The sequence below is a fragment of the Shewanella sp. SP1S1-7 genome, from assembly GCF_031932105.1.
GTDB lineage: Bacteria > Pseudomonadota > Gammaproteobacteria > Enterobacterales > Shewanellaceae > Shewanella > Shewanella baltica.
Genome location: NZ_JAUOEU010000023.1, coordinates 1 through 15403, shown reverse-complemented (window position 1 = coordinate 15403; position 15403 = coordinate 1). Strand labels below are relative to the sequence as shown.

11 protein-coding genes and 1 pseudogene are annotated in these 15403 nt (G+C 40.9%); 2 read left to right on the top strand and 10 right to left on the bottom strand.

Going from position 1 to position 15403, the window contains the following annotated elements:
• Nucleotides 1-10: 10 nt before the first annotated feature.
• From Q4Q49_RS16265 to rfaH, 8 genes are all read right to left on the bottom strand, one after another.
• Entirely contained in the window at nucleotides 11-559 is a 549-nt protein-coding gene (locus Q4Q49_RS16265) for an acyltransferase (RefSeq protein ID WP_311999859.1), read from the bottom strand.
• The gene (locus tag Q4Q49_RS16260) at nucleotides 556-1902 is read right to left on the bottom strand and encodes an oligosaccharide flippase family protein (protein WP_311999858.1); all 1347 of its coding nucleotides are present in this window, start codon (nucleotides 1900-1902) and stop codon (nucleotides 556-558) included. Before Q4Q49_RS16260 ends, Q4Q49_RS16265 begins: the two co-directional genes overlap by 4 nt.
• A 42-nt stretch (nucleotides 1903-1944) precedes the next feature.
• Nucleotides 1945-3210 (bottom strand): UDP-N-acetyl-D-mannosamine dehydrogenase, encoded by a 1266-nt coding sequence (wecC, locus tag Q4Q49_RS16255; protein ID WP_311999857.1) that lies wholly within the window; start codon nucleotides 3208-3210, stop codon nucleotides 1945-1947.
• Between the two features lie 15 nt (nucleotides 3211-3225).
• Nucleotides 3226-4350 carry a non-hydrolyzing UDP-N-acetylglucosamine 2-epimerase gene (wecB, locus tag Q4Q49_RS16250; RefSeq protein ID WP_311999856.1) on the bottom strand — a complete coding sequence of 375 codons (1125 nt, stop codon included), beginning with the start codon at nucleotides 4348-4350 and terminating at the stop codon, nucleotides 3226-3228.
• A gap of 155 nt (nucleotides 4351-4505) precedes the next feature.
• Entirely contained in the window at nucleotides 4506-5510 is a 1005-nt protein-coding gene (locus tag Q4Q49_RS16245) for a Wzz/FepE/Etk N-terminal domain-containing protein (protein ID WP_311991496.1), read from the bottom strand.
• A gap of 276 nt (nucleotides 5511-5786) precedes the next feature.
• On the bottom strand, nucleotides 5787-6146 hold the full coding sequence (locus tag Q4Q49_RS16240; RefSeq protein WP_311991495.1) for a four helix bundle protein: 360 nt from the start codon (nucleotides 6144-6146) through the stop codon (nucleotides 5787-5789).
• 199 nt (nucleotides 6147-6345) lie between these two features.
• On the bottom strand, nucleotides 6346-8832 hold the full coding sequence (locus tag Q4Q49_RS16235; protein ID WP_311999855.1) for an SLBB domain-containing protein: 2487 nt from the start codon (nucleotides 8830-8832) through the stop codon (nucleotides 6346-6348).
• An 841-nt stretch (nucleotides 8833-9673) separates the two neighbouring features.
• Nucleotides 9674-10180 (bottom strand): transcription/translation regulatory transformer protein RfaH, encoded by a 507-nt coding sequence (gene rfaH, locus Q4Q49_RS16230; RefSeq protein ID WP_115334226.1) that lies wholly within the window; start codon nucleotides 10178-10180, stop codon nucleotides 9674-9676.
• Nucleotides 10181-10656: 476 nt separating this feature from the next.
• Here rfaH and Q4Q49_RS16225 point away from each other — a divergent pair, with 476 nt between their 5' ends.
• On the top strand, nucleotides 10657-12162 hold the full coding sequence (locus tag Q4Q49_RS16225; protein WP_311989318.1) for a peptide MFS transporter: 1506 nt from the start codon (nucleotides 10657-10659) through the stop codon (nucleotides 12160-12162).
• 99 nt (nucleotides 12163-12261) lie between these two features.
• On the opposite strand, the gene Q4Q49_RS16220 is transcribed toward Q4Q49_RS16225, so the two are convergent.
• On the bottom strand, nucleotides 12262-13365 hold the full coding sequence (locus Q4Q49_RS16220) for a response regulator (RefSeq protein WP_311989317.1): 1104 nt from the start codon (nucleotides 13363-13365) through the stop codon (nucleotides 12262-12264).
• Between the two features lie 120 nt (nucleotides 13366-13485).
• Nucleotides 13486-14271: a VacJ family lipoprotein gene (locus Q4Q49_RS16215; RefSeq protein WP_311898028.1), complete on the bottom strand. Its 786-nt coding sequence runs from the start codon at nucleotides 14269-14271 to the stop codon at nucleotides 13486-13488.
• A 219-nt stretch (nucleotides 14272-14490) separates the two neighbouring features.
• On the opposite strand from Q4Q49_RS16215, the pseudogene Q4Q49_RS16210 reads away from it, so the two are divergent.
• Nucleotides 14491-15403, top strand: a pseudogene (locus Q4Q49_RS16210) (flagellar hook-length control protein FliK); the annotation flags it as partial.

The following is a 15403-nucleotide window of genomic DNA, read 5'->3' as shown; positions in this document are numbered from 1 at the left end:
TAATAACAGCCTAATTATCGATTTTTGAAATTACTTTAGCTGGAACACCTCCAATGACAACACCATCATCAGGGAATGATTTAGTCACAACAGCTCCTGCTGCAACTACACAACGATTTCCTAATTTAACACCAGGCAATATAATACAGCCAGCGCCGAGCCAACAATCTGAGCCTATTTCAATTGCGTCTTGCTTTAACCACACTTTATCGTTTCTACTCATATCGTGGTTTGCACTAATAATGGATACATTAGGAGCAAAAATAGTTCCTTCTCCAAGCTTTATTCCATTGCCCGCTTGTAAATAACATCCACCACTGACGACAAGACTTGCAAATGTTCCTTTCTTACTACCTTCAAGATGCAAATTCTGTCCAGCTATAATTCTTGACGTGTAATGTGTGAACAAGTACTTGCCGTGCTTACTTCCCGTCAAGAAACCAATTACAACATTGAAGAAAAATAGTCTTAGTTTAAACTTAGTTAAAAATCCGTAATCTAATATGTATTTCTTTAATAATGCACTATTTACTATGATAGCCTTTAATTTTGATTTCATGAGAATATCCAAACGAATGAAAACTTCAACGAGGTAAATATTAAAGTAAACCCTATAAATTTAACAAATAAATTCATAGGTAGTATACTTGAGAACTTCATGTTATTGTTAGTCTGACGTTTTATTATTAGCATCATAAAAAATGACAGAATATAAGTCGACAAAACTACTCCCAAAGCAGCACCAAGCTCACCATAGTAATTTAGTCCCAATGTCACAAGCACTACCGTTAGTACCAATAAAACTATTGCCCCTATTACATCTAGATGTGTTTTGCCAATCACTTTAAATATATACCCAAAAGAAACGCATCTAATAGGAGCTAATAGTGAAAACGCTACAAATATCCAAACAGCTTCTACATATACTTCACCAAAAAGAATAGTAATAAACTCCTCCGAAAATACGACCAATAGAGCAGATATTGGTAAGCATACCATTGCAATTTTATTTAGTGCACTTTTCCATAACTGAGAAAATGCTTCCCAATCACCATTATTATGGTACTGCACCATCTTACTAAAAATGACAGAATTAACACTTGTTTGAATGACGCTAAATATTGGAAGTTGAAATGCTCCAACCGCATATATTGCAAAGATTGAAGCTCCAAGCTCATTTGAAACCAGCATATGGTCATATCTACTAGCGATAATACCGATACCAGAAGCTAAAGCCAGAAACCACGAATATTTAATAATCTTAGAGTATGATACTATACCTACATTATCTCTTGCCACAGAATGCCCTTTAGTCACAAAATAAATGACTGCCAAAGCAATAAAAAAAGACAATGCTGCACTTATAATATAGGCATAAACGACACTCTCAAAATCATAAATTAAAGCGGTTACAGCCACAACTACAGTATTAATCACAGCAATAATAGGGCAATACCACTTTATCAATCTAACTTCTTCTAGTGCAATTAAAGCAGTTGGTACAAAATTGTACAATATATGGAATAAAGGATAAATGGAAAATGATATTAGATAATAACTTAAGTACTCACCACCAAATGCTAAAGCAATTGTATCTTTAAATAAAAAGATAAGAATACTTGATAGTAACCCAATTGATAAACAAACTTTTGTATGACTTACTATCACATGCTTCTTACATTTATTTTCTTTTTGTAAACTACAGTAATATAGAGCAGAAACTGGTATCGCAGCAAAAATTACTGCAAATATCATTTGAGATATTAGCAATAGCTGCCTAAGCATACCAAATTCATCGACAGAAAGAATCCTCGCTAATATGATAAAGTTAGCTATGGTTGATAACTGAATTATTGAAGTCCCGAAGACTACATTAATAACATTTGATTTAAACTCTTTCATTACATAACTCACAATGGCTCATATAAAAATACGAGCTCATTTTTATAAAATACCTTTCGTATCAACAGTAAATCCAGAGATGTTTAAACCACTTTTAAACTCTTTATGATCAACAAGAATTATATGTATATCTGCTTCTTTCTGAGCGTTAACCAAATCCAGGAGTTCTACATTTGAAAGTTTTGATGGGATCGATTCAATATTTGGTTCTATAGCAACAACACGACCTGAATGAAACTCAGCAAGTTTTTGTGTGATAGACATCGCTGGGCTTTCACGTAAGTCATCAATATCGGGTTTAAAAGCTAAGCCATAACAGGCGATAGTAATATCTTTAGTTGTTTTAGTGGGGTTTGCCTGTAAGAAATCGGCAATAGCTAATTTAACTTTATCAATCACCCACAGAGGTTTGCTATCGTTAACCATACGGGCTGTATGAATCAATCGAGCCTCGGCAGGAGTTTTAGACACAATGAACCAAGGATCAACCGCAATACAGTGACCGCCTACACCAGGCCCAGGCTGTAGGATATTTACACGTGGGTGGCGATTAGCAAGACTAATCAATTCCCACACATTGATATCCAGTTTATCGCAGATCATCGATAACTCATTAGCGAAGGCAATTTGGACATCTCGAGAGCTGTTTTCAGTTAACTTGGCCATTTCAGCTGTTCGAGCATTAGTGATAATGCAATCACCCTCTACGAATATTTTGTAAAGCTCAACCGAGCGTGCAGAACATGTTGCAGAAATACCACCAATTACACGATCATTTTGCACTAGTTCACGCACTACATGACCTGGCAATACACGCTCAGGGCAGTGAGCTACATTTATATCCGCAGCATCAGCCACAGTTTGTGGGAAAGATAAATCTGGTCGAGCTGCAGCAAGCCACTCGGCTACTTGCTCTGTCGCACCAACAGGGGAAGTGGATTCTAAAATCACTAAATCGCCTTTTTTGAGCACGGGGGCAATACCACGGCAAGCAGATTCAATATAGGTTAAATCAGGGGCAGGAATTTCGCCTTCAGCGCAAGGTAAAAAAGGTGTTGGTACGGCGATTAAAAAGGCATCGGCAGGCTCCGGTATCATAACTGCTCTGAGATAGCCTTCTGTCACGGCTGCATGCACCAACATATCAAGCTCTGGTTCAACTATATGAATTCTTCCTTGGTTGATGGTATCTACTGCATGTTTATTAACATCCACACCAATTACGTTGACCTTGCGCGAGGCAAACATTGCCGCCGTAGGTAAGCCAATATAACCAAGACCAATTACTGAAATTGTTTTGAAAGACATTTTTCTTCCTAAATTTTATTTAACTAATTCGTTTAAAATTCTTTTGCAAGCTCGACCGTCACCATAGGGATTATGTGCAAAGCTCATTTCGGTATATGCGTCGATATCATTGAGTAATACCGAAAGGCCAGATACGATTTTATCAACATCTGTGCCCACTAATTTAACAGTCCCAGCAGCTATAGCTTCGGGTCGTTCTGTAGTATCACGCATAACTAATACAGGTTTACCTAAAGAAGGTGCTTCTTCTTGAATGCCGCCAGAATCCGTTAAAATAATATGGCTGCGCATCATCAGATAAATAAACGGCAGATACTCTTGAGGCTCAATCAAAATGATATTTTCGATACCGCCTAAAATGCGGTTGACTGGCTCACGGACATTGGGGTTAAGGTGCATTGGATAAAGAATTTGAACATCAGGATTGGCTTTAGCAGTGATAGCTAAAGCTTCACAAATTCGTTCAAAACCACCACCAAAACTTTCACGTCGATGGCCCGTGACTAAAATCAATTTTTTATTTTCATCTAAAAATGGAAACAGTGCAGCTAAAGTATTTTTTAGTTCGCTATTTTGTTCAATCTTGGCTTTTACCATTAGAAGTGCATCAATTACTGTATTACCAGTAACAAAAATATTTACTTCAGTATAATTTTCTTGAAGTAAATTTTGTTTAGATGTTTCGGTAGGTGCGAAGTGGTATTTGGTTAAGGTACCAGTGAGCTTGCGATTTGCTTCTTCAGGCCATGGTGAATATATGTTGCCAGTTCGCAGACCTGCTTCAACATGTCCGACATCAATTTGCTCGTAATATGCAGCTAAGCTTGCTGCAAATGTAGTCGCTGTATCACCATGAACTAACACAACATCGGGTTTAAATTCTTGCAGAACTGGTTTTAGCTCTAGCAAAATACGAGCTGTAATATCATTTAATGTCTGCCCAGCCTTCATCAGATTTAAATCATAATCTGGAGTGATATCAAATAATGACAAAACTTGATCTAACATTTCACGATGCTGGGCCGTTACACAGACTTTTGCTTCGAAACGATCATCTGAAGCTAATGTATGAACCAATGGAGCCATTTTTATTGCTTCTGGACGTGTACCAAAAACCGTAAGAACTTTCTTTTTCGTCATTACTTCAGACCTTATTTAGAACAATTTCTAAAAAAGAAATTGAAATACTACACATTTTATCTCAGCCTTCCAAACCAAGCTAAGACACTTTTCATCCATTTTGAGACAGCTGCTCTTATTTCTAAGTAAGCACCATCACTTGTAAAGCCTAGGTTTTACTGTTCTTCAGCTGTTTTTCTAAAAACTGTCCCAATAGGCTCTTTTCTCATAAAATATCTTACCAATACGAACATCACACCTAACATACCGCCGAGCATAGTGCCTAATACGCAAATCAATGCACGCTTCGGTTTAGCCTTTTCTTCTGGCGCTAATGCAGGATCAAGCGTTTTAAATACGTATTCATCGCGCACTTCGGCAAACATAATCGTTTTAGCTTGTTCTTCCACCAACTTATAAAGAATCGATTTAATATCGGCGACATTGGTTAAGGCGATTTGCTTATTTAAAAACTCACTACTCCGATTGGCTTCTGCTACATCACGCTCTTTCATCGCTTTATTAATGTCTTGAACGAGCCATGTCACCCACTGCTGAGCAACAAAAGGAGAACGATGTTCAACTGCAATAGTGACTAAGCTTGTCTCTTTATCTTTAGTCACCACCAATATTTTTTCGAATACCTTAAAGGCTTCTTGCATGGAAGGCTCAGGTTGGCGTGGTGGCTTGACATCCCTTACCCATGTTTGATTGTTCACATCATAATCATCTTCATCGTAGATAACGCGATTGTTCTCACGGTCCCACTTTTTTGCCGCCATTAAATCGGCAAGAATATTATGCTTTTTAATAAAATCACTGGCAAATTGACGGGATTTTAATACCTCAATCGCCATTTGGGTTTTATCAACGCCCCCTTTACCACGGAGGTTAACTCCTGCAAGGCTAGCTAAGCCGCCAAATTGAGATGCCAAGGCACTTAGTCCACCACCTTGCTCTTCGGATGCTGGTGCAAGCAAAGCTTCAGATTTGTAGATATTAGGTTGTTTAATGGCAAATACCACCGCGCCAATGGTAAATACTGCAGTGATGGCTATGATGAGCCATTTGCCTTGCCAGATAACGGCAAATAGCTCTCGAAGATCAATTTCGTCGTCTGCGGGTCGCTGGATAGTTGAAAACTGTGCATCTTGCCTATACTTGTTTATTTCATTGGACATTTAAAACTTATCTCGTTGTGTGAGTTCTCGAATACGGTTGACGGGTTACCGTTGACGGTTGACAGAACGCTTCGCTTACAGATAACGGTAAAAGCAAAGCTAAGAACGTTGACGGAACGCTTCGCTCACAGATAACGGTAAAAGCAACAAATAATTTGTTTTCCGTAAAGGGCGAAGCCCGTTCCGTTATCCGTAAGTCACGTAGTGACGTTCCGTTATCTTAGTAACATCCGTGAGTCACGTAGTGACGTTCTGTAGCCGCAAAGCGGCGTGCGCTTATTTATTTTCTGAATTTCGATCTTTAATCGATTTGATTAGCCCAGCTAACATTGCAGATAATCTTTCAGTTTTTATTAGTAATTCATCAACATAATTTGGCTCTAAATAACCAATATCTTTACCAATCATTGCTTGGGTAATCAATTCAGCTAGCGAAGCTTTTGCAATATATAAAAAATGTATTTGCTCTTTTGCACCATACCGCTCCATCCCCTCCGCAATATTTGACGGAACTGAAAGTCCTGACCGAGTAATTTGATCTCTGAAGCCCCAATCTCGGAGGTCTTTTGTTGCTATATAAATAGAAGATGATAATTCGTAACTAAGTTGCCAGACTTCTAGCTTTTGAAACTTCATATCCTCTCCTTGGAAAAATTAGAAACCAATCACGGTTGACGGAACCGGAAACGTTGACTGTTGACAGAACGCTTCGCTTACAGATAACGGTATAAGCAACAAGAAATTCGCTTACCGTAAGGGCGCAGCCCATTCCGTTATCCGTGAGTCACGTAGTGACGTTCTGTAGTCGCAACGCGGCGTTCCTAGCTCCTTAGTTCTACAGCCCAGAGATTACCGATACAGCAATTGCAGTATTATAAATAATGCCCGTTATCTGTGACCATAAGGTTAGGTTATCTTTATATTCAGTATCTAGTGGTACAACTATGGTATCGCCTGGTTCCATGGCACTTCCGCCATTAAACCAAAAAGATGATTCAGGCATTTGGACTGAGCCATCAGCTTTCAGTACATAAGAGCGCGATTCATCGGCACGTTTACGCGCTCCGCCGGATAAAGCCAGATATTGATCGAAAGTCATACCTTGCTTGTATCTGTGTGTACTTGGGTGTTGCACTTGGCCCATGACAGAAATCGTTTGATTGGTCGGTGGAATGTACAAGGCATCGGCATCCTCAAGCATAAGGTTTGCGCTATCAATCCCTAATTCAATGGCATTAATATCAACAACTAATCGACCTACCGTTTTGACATTCTCGAGCTCATTGAGCATTTGCTGTGCATCGTTATAACCAATAGTTGGGGTATCTTTGGTCAGCGCTTTCGCAGCAATCTCTCGGCGTAATTCATCCGCGAGTTTTGATAACTCAAGTTGCTCTTTATCTTTTACTGATTTACGTAGAAATACCGCACTGCGAGGAGCTGCATCGCTCGTTAAGCCGCCAGCACGAGCAAGAACATCCTTTAAACTTTCACCGCGTTGAATGCTATAGGTACCGGGGAACTTGACTTCCCCTTTAATGGTTACCCAACGAGTATCTTGCCAATCAGGAAGGGTGCGTACGGTTAGAATATCGCGGCTTTGTAGCTTAATATTTGCAGATGGATCATTTTGCATTACGCGGTCTAAGCTCAGCTGCACATGCTCAACTGACACCCCATTTTGCTCTGAAACCTGTTGGCGTGTTAATTCAGCAGAGAGTGTATAAGCGCCTTCCTCTAAACCACCGGCAGCGATAAGTAGCTCTTTAACATCAGCATTAATGGTGATGGGATATTGGCCAGGAAAACGTACATTTCCATTAATACTGACCAACTTAGCAGCGGCGCCAAAACGGCTTTGTTCTCTAAGTTTTTGAATTATTGGCTTTAGTAACGCTTCGCGGTCTGCATAATCAAACACTATGATTGAATCACGCGGATTCAATTGAGGATTGTAGTGTGATTTTGGCTCACCTATTGCGCGTCCGAGGGCAATACGCTCAACTTGAATATCGCCGCGCTGATTTATCTCACGTACTAGTAAGGCATAATCCAAATCAGCTGAAATGGTGAGATCACCCCAAATTGAAGGAAGCAAATCCGCAACGGTCAGACCTTTCGTCCATTGATACTTACCAGGTCGAACGACAGCACCAGCGACAGTAATCGCATTATCGATGCGGCTTGAAGCCGATCTTACATTTAAAAGATCACCATTTTTAACTAAGGTGTTTAAACCCGCATTTTCGGTTAAATCAACACTGATTACGGTTTTAACTGATTCGTTACTGAAACGCTCAACCGTACTTGCTTTAGGATAAGCGCCTGGGTTTAGACCACTCGCCATGCGAATAACATCGGCCATTGTTTCATTATTTTTGAGTTCATAAATAGCGGGACGACGAACCTCCCCCATCACACTCACTGAACCACCAGAAGATGGAATGAACACGACATCACCAGATTGTAAACGAATATCCCCAGAGGCATCCCCGCGAAGCAGAAGATCATATAAGTCTAAGTGGCCTACCGTTTTACCAGCACGCTTAATTTGAATGTTGCGTAAACTACCAATTTGGTTCACGCCACCAGAGATAAATAGGGCTTGAGTAATAGTCGATAAACTTGAAACTGTGTAAGAACCTGGTTGGAAAGCATCACCAGCAACGAAAATGCGGATTGAGCGTAATTCGCCCATAGTGATATTTGATTCAATGCCGATCATGCTTTGGCTAATCTTTTGCTGTAATAATTCGCGCACCTCAGCAAAACTCAAACCAACCAGCGATATAGGCCCTAAATTAGGAAACTGAATGGCACCATCACGGCCCACTGTTAATGTGTATTGGTTATTTTCTTTACCGAACAACTGAACATTCAGACTATCACCAGGACCGATCATATACTCAGCAGGTACGGGCACATCGCTAACTGGCGCAAATGTACTTGGTGAACCCGCAAAGAGGTCGTAGCCAAAACGTTTGAGTTGATTTTCTTTCTTGTCTTCAATTGCCTCAACCGTAGATTCTGACTTAGTCGCTTGATTTAACTGGTCGCTTTCCGATTGATCAACCACATTATTTTTCGCCGTGCGAGGAGTGACTACTGTAGGATTTTCAACAACTGTCGCTGTAGCACCAGCCCCAGTTATGATTGAAGGGTCAACACCATATTGGCGTGCTAATCTTTCTTGTTCAGACTTAGGTAATGCTTTGAACTGCTCGATCATCTGCGGAGATGGCGTAATGGCATTAGCCTGCGCGCCCATCAAAATCGCGGCACTTATGCCTAGTATGATGAATTTTTTGACTTGTCGTAGCACCAGATATCTCCGTTTATAAAAATTGGGGCAAAACTTATTTTTTAGAATTTAGATGTAGCACAATTTGTTCTACGTTTGAGCAGTAAACAGCTTGATGTCTTTACATAAACTGAAATACATAATGCCTTTCTGGCACGCTACCGATCCGCGTGGCGGCCTGATGCCTTCGGCGTTCGCTTAACGAATGAAACTATTCATTCGATAAATATATCCCTATATAACTGCCAGTTCGGTATCCGTACCTCTCGTTCGAGGGCCCAACCTTCGGTTTCTCACCTTTCAGGCACGCTACCGCCCATAGATTGCGGCTTCTATATTGCCCTTCGCGACGCGAAAATTCATATTTTTCAAGCAATAAAGCTATAACATTCTTTGATATAAAGAATGGCAAGGCTCTAATCCTTTAGTATTCCTAGCGAGTAACATCATCAAACTTGTGAGAAAACACGCCGAGCAATTTCTACTTTAGGTAAGCAAAAACAAATAGCTTAACTAGGCTAATTGTCGTCTTTGCCTCAATATCCACATTTGACACTTAGCTAGCCTCCACGATGGGCGACCAGATTATTAAAACATTATCACAACATTGAGTTTTATAAGTTTACTGTAAACTTTCAGTTTTAGCTGGTTAATTAACAAGCAAACACAAGGCGTTTGTTCGAATTTTAAACAACAGTTTGTTGCCAAACCAACCAACTATTTCAGACAACCTGTAACTCATTGATTTATATGTTTTTCAATTATTTTTATTTATTGTAGGCAAAAAGCAATAATCACTAAAATAGCTAATATCCTACAAAAACTTCATCTTAAGTCTGACAATGAAGTGTGATCCAACTCGCTAAATACTAACCCGCTCAACAGTTTGTTCTGGCACTGTAACTGTCTTTATTTGTCCCATTATGTTGAATAGAACATGACAACGCTTATTCGGGCATTTTTCTTGAAAAATACCTTCTAAATCAACAAATGGTCCATCTGTAAAACGAATTTTTTCCCCAGTTTTTAGCTCTGGTACTTCGGCTAATACCGTTTGGGAAGGCGTTAATTCTTTCATGCGAATGGCATGGATAATTCTGTCGTCAATGGGCGTCATTTTTTCTTGACAATTAACGATTCGATTCACACCACGAGTAGAGTGGACCTGCCTAACACTTGTTTGGCTTGGGTCGAAATTGATGAATAAATAATTAGGGAATAATGGTACACGACAGACTTGTTTCCGCCCGCGTTGAGATTTCTCTTCAGAGACCATAGGTAAATACGTCTCTAAATTTTGAAGTGCTAAGTTCTGTTGTGCTCTCGCTTCACTACGAGGCTTACAATACAAAAGGTACCATGCCTTCATACGCTAATCTCACTACCCTATTTTAAGTGACGTCCATTCACGGGCGGCAATCATAGCAAAGATGCTTAAGTCGATGGAAGCAGTTTTTCGCCGTTCTCTGACATCTCGCTCGGTATACATACAATGCGCACTTAGATTAGCGAATTCACATCTAAAAGCACGGTAATACTATATTGCTGATAATGTCACCACTTGGTTTACCAAAATTGACTTTGGTTGCTTTTAAGGGGTATATAAGGTGGGATTTTAGCGAAAATACTCATTTCACAGCTAAAAATATTACTTTTATTATAAAAACGTAACAATAACCCATACGTAACTAGCGGTTATTCAACAATTAATGAATGCATTAGTATGAATTGATTGCTGATTAAACCTGCAGGCGATATGGGGACGAGCAACAACCATTTTTCTGTGGTGACATCATCCTGTTTCAGGGGCCCACAGGCAATCACGAGCTTAAGGTGGAAGACTTCATGAGCGTAGCAAAACCACAAGGAACGATGCTTGGGCATCCTAAGGGATTGTTCCTGCTGTTTACAACAGAACTTTGGGAACGTTTTAGTTATTATGCAATGCGCGCCATTTTGGTGCTGTATTTAGTTGATAAAGTACAGAGTGACGGCGGGCATGGTCTAGGTTGGACTCAGGCTGAAGCATTATCACTTTATGGTACCTTCACAGGTTTAGTTTACTTAACGCCACTTATCGGCGGTTGGTTAGCCGATAACATTTTGGGCCAACGTAAAGCCATTTATTTGGGTGGTGCTTTAATGGCTGCCGGCCAATTCTTACTTGCCGCGCCGCATAGCTGGATCCCAGGTTTAGAAACAACGGTGTTCTATATCGGCCTAGGCACTCTTATCTTAGGTAACGGTTTATTTAAGCCAAACATCTCCACTATGGTGGGTGATCTATACGAAGAAGGCGACCACCGTCGTGATGGCGCATTTACAATTTTCTACATGGGCATCAACTTAGGTGCTGCACTTTCAGGCTTTATTGTAGCTTGGGCTTACACTAGCTTCGGACACGCGGCTATCGTTAACGGACAAGAAGTATTTGTTAACAACTGGCAAGCAGGTTTCTTCTGTGCTGGTGTTGGTATGATCTTCTCTCTAATTATCCAATTCTTGTTTGCACAGAAGTATTTAGGCGATATAGGCAGAGTGCCAGCCGCTAAGCTTGAAAAACAAAAAGCGGAAGAAAAAGGCGAAATACGTAAAGAACCACTCACAAAAGTCGAGCGTGACCGTATTAAGGTCATCATGGTAATGGGTTTATTTACTATTATCTTCTGGGCTGGTTTTGAACAAGCGGGCGGTTTAATGAACTTGTTTACAAACGAGTTCACCGATCGTATGGTCGGTACCTTTGAAGTTCCGACAACTTGGTTCCAATCATTAAACGCTATCTTTATCGTATTATTTGCCCCTGTGATTGCTTCTATCTGGATCCGCTTAGGTAAGAATGAGCCTAACTCGCCAGTGAAATTTGCGCTTGGTCTGTTTTTACTCGCGATCGGTTTCCTATTTATGATAGGCGCTGTAATGCAAATGGGCGGTGATGCATCAGTTAAATCGAGCATGTGGTGGTTAGTGGGCGCTTATTTCTTCCATACTATGGGTGAACTGTGTTTATCACCTATCGGTCTGTCTATGGTGACTAAACTGGCTCCACTGCGTATTGCCTCTTTGATGATGGGTGCTTGGTTCCTATTCGTTGCAGCCGCCAACAAGATTGGTGGTGTTGTCGGATCATTCATCGGCCATGGCGGAGAAAAAGAAGAACAACTAGCCAATGCAATGGCGATTTTCTCTGGTATTGCCATCACAGCAGCTCTCTCAGGCATTATCCTGTATTTTATGGCTGATAAGTTAGTGGATTGGATGCATGGCGCTGAGACTAAGCATCATACTGAAGCTGAAGCCTTAGAAGACGAAATAGCCGTTACCGCTGAGCATGAAGCAATAAAACGCTAATAAGCTCTGCGACTGTAAAAACAAAAACGCCTTACTAGCATTAGTAAGGCGTTTTTTTATGTCGAATTTGGACTGAATACTGATTTCATTTAAGACGAACTAGAGGCTCAACTGTAGGAAGCCACCTTCGGGGATTGTGGCATCGTAAACCAACCCCTTAAATTTATTATCAAGCAAAGCCTGTTTATGTTCAGGCTCACTGGTCGCAATACACAACTGCTCTTGCGGTAAAATACTGCGGAACTGAATGCTCGGCTTACCCCAATCTAATACGCCCAGCTGTAGGCTCTCTGAAAGCGCTAGCGGGCTTAATCCCTCGTCATTACGCAGATAACAACGCAGTCCCTTCCCAGCCTGTGCGATAGCAGCACGGTACTTAGTTAGCTCAATGGAGACATAAATCATATCCGCTTTGATATCGAGTCCCGATTTAACTAGACGCTCGTTCAAATAGCTCATCATATTGAATGGTTCAATAATGCTTTGGCTTTGGCCATTTCGAAAATCTTTAAGCTTCTGATTAACAAAACTTCTCAGCAGAACACAGGCAAAAGCGGCTCGATTATCTTCGGGATATAAATGCGCCATATACATGATCAAGTGATCAGTGCCGACCATTGTTGAATCAATAAAGTAACTGCTAATGTCACTGTTTTTATACAAACTGTAGTCAACTTTGGCGGCAGGGTAACTGATGTTTGAAGCGGGGAATAATTGTTGCTGCACTTGCTTGGCCGCGGCAACACTTTGCTCAAGTAAAGCGAGGTTATCACTTAACTCTTGATGGGATAGGGCTTCAAAATCCGCGGCTTGGGTATCATCAATGTAGGAATTATGCAGGCTTTGCTTAATGGCTTGTTCGATGATGAATAAATCGGATACTGGCTTAACGAGATAATCACTGGCGCCAATCCTTAGGGCTTCAACAACGTCAGCCATGACATTATTACCTGAGATCACAACTGAAGGAACCAGTGGCGCTAACCTTGTCATTTCCTTAAGCATATCGAGCCCACCAAGCTTAGGCATGCTTAAATCTGCAAGAACAACATCAAAGTGCTGCGATTTGAAAAATGATAATCCTTCTTCACCATCACAGGCTTGTGTAACTTGCGCGCCTCTACTATCAAGAAAGCTTGCAACAATCTGCCTAAACACAGGATCATCTTCAACTAAAAGAACCGCAACACCATTTAACGCCATAAAAGTTCCTGAATAGAATTCATCGCATTGCCATTACTCAAGTGAACATACCGATAACGTTATTCGATAAGGCGAACACTTGCATACTAAAGACAAATGCTGTCAAGTACGGCCTATTGGTTACTCTAGCTCCTGCATATACTGTTCGAGTAACTCATCATCATCTTGTTTTTGAGGAACATTCCCATCATAGACTTTATAGTCCATGTGTTGTAAATACGCATCTTTGACAAAGGCATAGGGATCGAGTGCATTATCAACGAGTCGCTCTTGATCGATCGCAGATGCTCTGGAGTGAAGATTTTTAAGTCCCCATTTAACAATGGTTTGCCACATTGTTAGCTCAGACAAGGGAAAGTATAGACCATCAACCCAATCAGACGCGAGTTCTCGCACGACATAAGGACCCGCAAACGGTGCCATGAAATAAGGTCCATTGGGTACGCCATAATAACCAAGCACTTCGTTAAACTCATCTTGCTTACGGCTCATGCCCATCATATCTGCGACGTCAATGACACCTAATAGACCAACAGTTGTGTTAATCGTAAAGCGTCCACCCGCATTCGCCGCCCAGCCCCACTTTCCCTGCAGCACGTTGTTTACTAAGCTGCTCGGTTCTTCTAAATTCTGTACAAAATTATTGATGCCCGTTTTAGCAGGCATAGGAACGTAATCGTTGTAACCATGGGCAACAGGACGATATAAATATCTATCTAAATAGAGATAGTTAAAATCCCACATCGCACGGTTAAAGCCTTCGAACGGGTCGCGGGGATCATCATAGGTGATTTGTACCTTAGCAGGGGTTTCCTGCGGAATGGTATCTGATGCGGGTACTTCAGCCGCTTGCACTTTAGGCAACAGCAATAACCCCAAAGATAATCCCATCCATTTTAACTTCATATCGCTCTCTTAATATAAATGTACAGCTTAGGCAGCAAGTTTTCGCTAAAGTGACAATACAAAAATGACGATATAAAGATAATTCGTCTTAGTGGCATACTATCCAGTATGACAGTTCCGTTGTCACAAGGCGCATAAGCATACTTGGCAAAAAAAATTGGTCAATTGTTAATTTTACAAAACGAATGTATCGCCGAATAAACTATATAAGGTCTATAAATGGAGTCGATTCCACTTGTTAGCAGTCGAACCCCGCAGTTACATACTGCGATGGCCCAAGCTGATGCTCTCAATGCTTCTCCGCGCCCTATTCCAGCTCAGGTGCAAACCTCGCCTGAAGGAGATAGTATTATTCTAAACGGTACAGAATATAATTTAAAGCTTGTTAACGCTCAGCAGCGGCAAGTATTATTGACAGCGAATACTTTTCTAGTCACGCCTATTACGCAAAACACGCAACCAACAACCGCAGCGACTCAAAATCCCATCAGCCAACTGCTTGCTCTAGCCACGCCTATTGCGTTGAAAGTTCCAGAGGCTGTTATCAATTTGGCGCAACAAAATGGCATATCTCAGGCACAGCTTTCGGCTCTTGCGGCTCGAACTCAAGGTTACCCATTACCGAACGTCACAATTATTAACAAAGAGTTTCAATTTGCTAATGGCACTGTTGTAGCACAAGATTCTGGACCTCAGCTGAATCAAGGAGAATTCTTAGCAAAAATAACCTTTCAGCAAGGGCGACCTATTTTATTACTCACCCCAATACAGAGCAAACTCGAAATCGTTATTGGGGCGCCAGTAAATGAAACTCAGGTTCCCACAAATAAATTGTCTTCTGACATTGTGATCGCCAAAGTTGAACCAGTTCAGATCATCGCTTCCTTTTTAAAAAAACTTGAAGCTATCGTTTTTTTACCTGAACCAACAAAACAAACGACTACAGCAAAGGTAGATGCACCGGAGACTAAGGTAAGCGGTAGAACAGCTCAACCACAAACATTAGATACAAGTACCGAAGGCATCAAAAACAAAAGCATAAACGATGCTGGCTTACCGCTTTCGAATACTAATAAAGGACTTGCCACAAACCTTAACAGCTCATTAGGCTCTTCAAGTTCACTCAATTCAC

Excerpts from the sequence above, each read along its gene's own strand:
- Q4Q49_RS16265 (WP_311999859.1), bottom strand. The coding sequence starts at position 559 with ATGAAATCAAAATTAAAGGCTATCATAGTAAATAGTGCATTATTAAAG.
- Q4Q49_RS16260 (WP_311999858.1), bottom strand. The coding sequence starts at position 1,902 with ATGAAAGAGTTTAAATCAAATGTTATTAATGTAGTCTTCGGGACTTCA.
- wecC (WP_311999857.1), bottom strand. The coding sequence starts at position 3,210 with ATGTCTTTCAAAACAATTTCAGTAATTGGTCTTGGTTATATTGGCTTA.
- wecB (WP_311999856.1), bottom strand. The coding sequence starts at position 4,350 with ATGACGAAAAAGAAAGTTCTTACGGTTTTTGGTACACGTCCAGAAGCA.
- Q4Q49_RS16245 (WP_311991496.1), bottom strand. The coding sequence starts at position 5,510 with ATGTCCAATGAAATAAACAAGTATAGGCAAGATGCACAGTTTTCAACT.
- Q4Q49_RS16240 (WP_311991495.1), bottom strand. The coding sequence starts at position 6,146 with ATGAAGTTTCAAAAGCTAGAAGTCTGGCAACTTAGTTACGAATTATCA.
- rfaH (WP_115334226.1), bottom strand. The coding sequence starts at position 10,180 with ATGAAGGCATGGTACCTTTTGTATTGTAAGCCTCGTAGTGAAGCGAGA.
- Q4Q49_RS16225 (WP_311989318.1), top strand. The coding sequence starts at position 10,657 with ATGAGCGTAGCAAAACCACAAGGAACGATGCTTGGGCATCCTAAGGGA.
- Q4Q49_RS16220 (WP_311989317.1), bottom strand. The coding sequence starts at position 13,365 with ATGGCGTTAAATGGTGTTGCGGTTCTTTTAGTTGAAGATGATCCTGTG.
- Q4Q49_RS16215 (WP_311898028.1), bottom strand. The coding sequence starts at position 14,271 with ATGAAGTTAAAATGGATGGGATTATCTTTGGGGTTATTGCTGTTGCCT.